This window comes from Methyloceanibacter sp., from assembly GCF_035650995.1.
Lineage (GTDB): Bacteria > Pseudomonadota > Alphaproteobacteria > Rhizobiales > Methyloligellaceae > Methyloceanibacter.
The window spans coordinates 1-5,739 of record NZ_DASRGO010000197.1; the positions used below are offsets into that span (position 1 = coordinate 1).

Below are 5,739 nucleotides of genomic sequence, written 5' to 3' on the forward strand. Positions count from 1 at the left end.
CGTGCGCGCGGCGATCTTCAGCCAGTCGGCCGCGCCCAATGCGACGGCGAACGATGCCGTGCTCTCGGCCTTCCACATCTTGAACCAGTTCGACATCCCGAAAGGCGCGGTGGTGAACGCCGCCATCGGCGAGCCGACGCCTGAGATCACCGAATGGACGAGCGTCGCCGACCTCAAGAATCTCCGCTGGTACTTCCGCACCTTCTCCGACCAGTCGATTCACATGGTCGATCTCAAAACGGCGGTCGAGGCCGCCAAGGGCGAGATCGCGACCATCGAGATGGAAGGAACCAAGCAGCCGATTGCCGACGTTTCTTCGGCCTCTGCGGCGGCCAACTAGCGGCGGAACCGAGGGAATTGTCCGCCATTCATGGAAGCAGGCCTTTGGCGCCCGAGCAGTAGCCCAAGAGGTGCTCAAGGCCAGGCGAAGGCCCCGGGGCGTCTCCCTGGGGCCTTTGGTCTTTCGCGGGACTCTAGATGCTTATCTGGCGAAGCTTGTTGCTGCGCATGGGCAGTTCGAAGATTGCGCCCGGCTCAACGAGCGAGTGCTGCATTCTCATTGTATCCCAGAGGAGCAACAGGCGAGCGGCCTGCTTCAACACGGGCGCCTTGTGTAGGCCACGCGATAGAAAGAAGCCTGTCAGTCGTGACGCGCGCCAAGCCTCGCGTTCGGCGCGGTTTCGGCTGATGCGCCGGTCGCCGGAAACGACGATCCACCCGCCCTCCCGCCCGAGCGCCGCAATCCATTCGGTATCGGTTACGTCGGGGGGGAATTTGTCTTTCAGCGGAACGACCGTATCCGCCGGCTCGACCAGTAGGTTTATTGCACGCGCGATTCGCGGCGCGAGGTTGTGATCGAAAAGAACCTTCAAGCGGCAAGCTCTTGTTCGAAGCGCAGGGCATCTCGAACGACATCGACCGGCACTTCGTAGATGCGGGCAGCTTTGGCCGGAGAGCCTTCGGCAATCGCAGCCTCGGCCAACACGGCGGTCGGAATCCCGGAAGCGCTGGCTATTGGTTGGCCGAACGATCGAGCCGGATCCACGACGATGGTCTTCCTGCCGGCAAGAGGCCACCAACGGCTCGGCACGCCTCCCATCAGCTCGATATCCTTGAAAGTCGGCTCCACGATACGGTGGAACGCGAACTGCTTCTTCACGAGGTCGAGCAGTTCAGGTTCGTCGGCTTCACCGAAGGCCTGAAGAAAGATGGTGCGTCCGTCGGTACGAAACTTGGCCGTGGACAAAGGCCGCGCTTCGCCCAGCGCCTCTCTGGCCACAGCGAGGCATTTTCGAATGGTTTGAAGGCTAAGTCCCGCCTTTTCGAAGGCATCGACGAATCTGAGTTCCATGAGATCGCGGAAACCTAGCTCGACATGACCATTCGCCCTCGGCAATTGCGATTGCCAGAGGGCGTCGCTGCGATAGCTTCGGCCGCCTGAAGCGGAGGCATATCCCTCCAACCAGCGCTGGATTCGTCGCGGCGGCACTTTGATGAGCCGCGCTGCCTCGCTCGCAGTGTAGTAGCCGATTCCAACTGGCGGCGCGTTTTCCATAGACAAGGTCCTCCGGAACCCAATTTACATGAAGATCGCAAAAATAGAATCAAGCACCCCCTTGAGAAAAGATCCAGGCAATCGACCCGGCTCCCCCTCCCAGCAGAGGAACCAGATGGCTGCGGACCTGTTATCCAGCTTGGGCAGCGCGGCGTGAGCAAATCTCCGAAGGCCCTATCGCGGCGCCGAGCATCTTGCTATGCCGGAAGAACGCAGGCCCGAGAGATTTCGCGACATGCCGTCCCGCTCGCCCTTGCCGTTCTTCTCCTCCTCGCCGGACGCGCGCACCGCGACGCTCCAGGGCCTCCTTATCGCAACCATCGTCATCTGCGGCCTCTATTTCGGGCGTGACGTTCTGCTGCCGCTCGCTCTCGCCATCCTGTTGAGTTTCGTCCTCTCGCGCCCGCTCATCTGGCTCAGGCGACTAGATGTGCCACGGCTGCTCGCGGTCGGCATCGTGGTCGGCTTCGCCTTCATCGTCATCGCCGGGCTCGGCTGGCTCTTGTCGCGCGAGGCGGCCGATCTCGCCGCCGACCTGCCGCGCTACCAGACGACGCTATCGGACAAGATCAAAGCCTTACGCGATTCGACGGCGAGTTCACCGGTCCTGCAGCGGGCGGGCGACGTGCTGTCCAATCTGCAGAGCGAGCTTTCGGGGTCCGACGAGAGCAGCACCCCGCCGCCTCCGCCGGAGGTCGGCACGCCGGCGCAAAAACCGGACGACAAGCCGCTCGAAGTCGTGGTCAAGGACCGCGAGCTGACCCCGCTCGAGTTCTACCAGTCGCTCGCCGGCACGCTGCTTCCGCCGCTCGCCACTGCCGGCATCGTGCTCCTCATCGTCGTGTTCATCCTGCTCCAGCGCGAGGACCTGCGCGACCGCCTGATCAGGCTGTTCGGCTCCGCCGACCCGCAGCGCGCCACCTCGACCTTGACCGACGCCGCCAACCGGCTGAGCCGCTATTTCCTGCGCCAGGTCGTCATCAACTCGGCCTACGGCGCTCTTGTCGGCTTCGCGCTCTGGGCGCTCGGCATGCCGAGCCCGCTCGCCTTCGGCCTGCTCGCCGGGCTGATGCGCTTCGTGCCTTATGTCGGGGTGTTCATCGCCGCGGCGCCCCCGCTCTTCGTCGCCGCCGCGATCGATCCCGGCTGGACGAGCTTCTTCGTCGTGCTCGCGATCTATGCCCTCGGCGAGTTCACCATGGGCCAGGTGGTCGAGCCGCTCGTGTTCGGCCACGGCACCGGCGTCTCGCCCATCGCCGTCGTCATCTCGACCGTGTTCTGGACCTGGCTATGGGGGCCGCTCGGGCTGATCCTCGCCATGCCCATGACCGTATGCCTCGCCGTCCTTGGCCGCCATGTCGAGGGACTCAAGTTCTTCGACGTGCTGCTCGGCGATCAGCCCGCGCTCACGCCGGAGGAGAGCTTCTACCACCGCGCGCTCGCAGGCGACCCCGCCGAGATCACCTATCACGCCGAGCTCTGCCTGAAGGACAAGAGCCTGCAATGCTATCTCGATGAGGTGGCGCTGCCTGCGCTCAGGCTGGCCGAGCGCGACCTCGCCCGCGGCTCGCTCGACGAGGATCAGACCGAGAAGATCGACGCGACGGTGAAAGAGGTGCTCGCCGATCTCCTCGACTACGAGCCGCGCCGCTGGTTCGCCCATCTCAGGCGGAAGCCCGAGCGCGACAGGGGCGAGGAGGCTGCGACCGGGCTTGCTTCGCTCGATGCGATGGAGGAAGCCGAGGACGAGGAGGCCGTCAAGTTGATCGAGCGCCCAGAGCTTGCGCCGGGCTGGGTGGTGGAGAAGCCGGTGCTCGTCATCGGCGCGCGCACCCCCCTCGACGACGCAGCCGGCGCGCTCCTCGCCGCCATCCTCAACAAGGGCGGGCTCGACGCCGAGGCGCTCGGGCCCGAGACGATCGCTCCCGGCCATATCGCCTCGCTCGCCCAGACCGAAGCCAAGCTCCTCGTGCTGTCGCTGCTCGATCTCGGCAACGGCCCGGCGGTGATCCGCTACATCGTACGGCGCTTGCGGCGCATCCTGCCCAAGGACACCGCGATTCTCGTCTGCCTGTGGACCGAAGGCGAGGCGCCGGCCACGCTCGAGGCCGTCCTTACTCAGGCCGAAGCCGACGCCTGCGCGACCAATCTTCCCCAGGCGGTCAAGATTTGTGTCGAGTTCGCCAAGGGCGAGCGCGGCAAGCGGGAGGAGACGCCAGAGCCCAAGGCGCCGGTCGTTCCCGCGGCAAGCGAGATCGGCCGCGCCTCCGATGCCGCCGCGTCTGCCACGCCGCCCGAGCCTGCGGAGTCATCGGCCGGGACACCCGCCCCCGCCCAAGCCGCGCCCGCGGCGCAAGCCTCCGCACCCACGCCGGCGGCAGAAGCCTCTCGGCCGAAGAACGGCCGGAAGCGGACACCTACCCCGCGAAAACCACAGACCGCGCCGGCTTAGGATCGGCGGCGACGAGATCGGCGATGGCGCGGGCGATCTTGGCGCCCCCTTCAACCGACGGCTCGACCTCGTTGGCGTAGTCGCTCTCCTTGGTGACGATCAACCTGAGATCGATCAAGGGCAACGCGCGCGCGAACGCTTCGCGCGTGATGATGTCGTTGAAGACGGTAAGCCCGGTCGCGGCGATCCGGTGCGTATCGGGATCGCGGTAATTCGCTTCGTAGATGGTGCACACCGCGGCGGGGAGCTTCGTCGCGAGCACGCCTTCGAGCATGGCGCGATAGTTTGCCCGGAACTCCTCCCTGATCACGCCCAGTTTGTCGAGCACCTCGGCGACCGAGCGTGCCGTCTCCTCGAGCAGCCCCTTGTGCTTCAGCGCATCGTTCCCGCCGACGCTGATGACGAGATGGGTCGCGTCGGGCGGCAGCCGCTCGATCTGGCCCGCGATGTCGAGCGTGGTCGAGCCGTCGACGGCGTTGAGCGAGGCGGTCCAGCCCGGCGGCAGATCGGCCTTGAGCTGTTCGATCACGTCAGGCCCGTCGCCGACATAGCGCTTGTTGTCGAAGATCGAATCGCCGAGCAGCACCACGTGCTTCATGCCGCCACCTGCCTCCGTTCGCCCGCCCGACAGGTGCGCCGCAGCGATGAACGTCATGCCGGCGATAACGGTTCGGCGCGAGGGTCGGTGCGGCGTCTCGTCGGTCATGTTCGTCTTTTCCCCTAGGTGCGCTTGCCTGAATCCGATTTGGCACATCTCCGGTCGCTTGATAAGCGGCGACGCGGCCTTGTATGCCTTCACCCCCTCACCCTTTCCCGCAAGGGGCGAGGGGATTTGCACGCTGCCGCGAGTCCTCCCTCATGCGGCGGATTTCGCGCGGACCGGCGCGAAGCGGCCGAAGAGAAGGGCGGTCAGGGAGCCTGCGAGAAGGGCGCCGGCGAGGAAGATGAGCGAGGTGGTGAAGGTGCCGGTCGCCTCCTTCATGCCGCCGATGAGAGTCGGACCGACCAGGCCGCCGACATTGCCGATCGAATTGATGAGGGCGAAGCCGGCGGCGGCCGCCGTGCCGGTGAGCACGGCGGGCGGCAGCGACCAGAACGGGCCCATGGCGGCAAAGATGCCGAGCGTCGCGAGCGAGAGCGCGATCATGGTGACGGCGAGACCCTCGCCTCCCGCCGCCCAGGCGAACGCCGCCGCGGCAAGGAGGAAGGGCAGCGCGAGGTGCCAGATGCGCTCGGCCGTAGCGTCGGAATGCCAGCTCCACAGGATCATGCCGATACTCGCCGCGAGATAGGGGATGGCCGACAGGAAGCCGATTGTCAGTGGATCGAGCCCGAACGTCTCGATGACCTGCGGCAGCCAGAAGCTGACGCCGTAAAGACCGATCGCTCCGCAGAAATAGATGAGGCACAGCATCATCACCTGCGGCTGGATGAAGGCGTGCTTCAAGTCGGCGTAGCCGGCGTCCCGTGTGGCCTTGGCTTCTTGGGCGAGCACTGCTTCGAGCGCGCCGCGCTCCTCTTCGGTGAGCCATTCCGCATGGCGCGGCCGGTCGTCGAGAAAGAGAAGCGCAACGATGCCGAGCGCGATCGCCGGAATTCCTTCGAGAATGAACAGCCAGTGCCAGCCCTTGAGGCCCGCGGTGCCGTGCATCTCGAGGAGAAGGCCCGAGACCGGGCCGCCGATCATGGTGGCGACCGGAACCGCGGCCATGAACAGAGCGACGATGCGGGC

Annotated in this window: 6 protein-coding genes; 2 read left to right on the top strand and 4 right to left on the bottom strand. The window is 65.8% G+C overall.

Annotation, left to right across the window (positions count from 1 at the left end; translation table 11 throughout):
• Nucleotides 1-340, top strand: a 340-nt coding sequence (locus VFB18_RS14775) for a linear amide C-N hydrolase (RefSeq protein ID WP_324976972.1), incomplete at its 5' end; no start/stop codon positions are given.
• Nucleotides 341-473: 133 nt separating this feature from the next.
• Here VFB18_RS14775 and VFB18_RS14780 read toward each other — a convergent pair.
• Nucleotides 474-872, bottom strand: coding sequence for a hypothetical protein (locus VFB18_RS14780; RefSeq protein WP_324976975.1), 399 nt, complete (start codon nucleotides 870-872; stop codon nucleotides 474-476).
• Nucleotides 869-1,555 (bottom strand): hypothetical protein, encoded by a 687-nt coding sequence (locus VFB18_RS14785; RefSeq protein WP_324976977.1) that lies wholly within the window; start codon nucleotides 1,553-1,555, stop codon nucleotides 869-871. The genes VFB18_RS14780 and VFB18_RS14785 overlap by 4 nt, the downstream gene beginning before the upstream one ends.
• A gap of 235 nt (nucleotides 1,556-1,790) precedes the next feature.
• Here VFB18_RS14785 and VFB18_RS14790 point away from each other — a divergent pair, with 235 nt between their 5' ends.
• The gene (locus VFB18_RS14790) at nucleotides 1,791-4,007 is read left to right on the top strand and encodes an AI-2E family transporter (protein WP_324976980.1); all 2,217 of its coding nucleotides are present in this window, start codon (nucleotides 1,791-1,793) and stop codon (nucleotides 4,005-4,007) included.
• Here the strand turns inward: VFB18_RS14790 and VFB18_RS14795 are convergent.
• Nucleotides 3,973-4,713, bottom strand: a complete 741-nt coding sequence (locus VFB18_RS14795) for an SGNH/GDSL hydrolase family protein (protein ID WP_324976983.1) — start codon at nucleotides 4,711-4,713, stop codon at nucleotides 3,973-3,975. The two genes, VFB18_RS14790 and VFB18_RS14795, sit on opposite strands and share 35 nt — an antisense overlap.
• Before the next feature lie 150 nt (nucleotides 4,714-4,863).
• Nucleotides 4,864-5,739 (bottom strand): MFS transporter (locus tag VFB18_RS14800; protein ID WP_324976986.1); only part of this gene is annotated, 876 nt, incomplete at its 5' end.

Bases quoted from the DNA above. Each gene is read 5' to 3' on its own strand.
- VFB18_RS14785 (WP_324976977.1), bottom strand. From the start codon at position 1,555: ATGGAAAACGCGCCGCCAGTTGGAATCGGCTACTACACTGCGAGCGAG.
- VFB18_RS14790 (WP_324976980.1), top strand. From the start codon at position 1,791: ATGCCGTCCCGCTCGCCCTTGCCGTTCTTCTCCTCCTCGCCGGACGCG.
- VFB18_RS14795 (WP_324976983.1), bottom strand. From the start codon at position 4,713: ATGACCGACGAGACGCCGCACCGACCCTCGCGCCGAACCGTTATCGCC.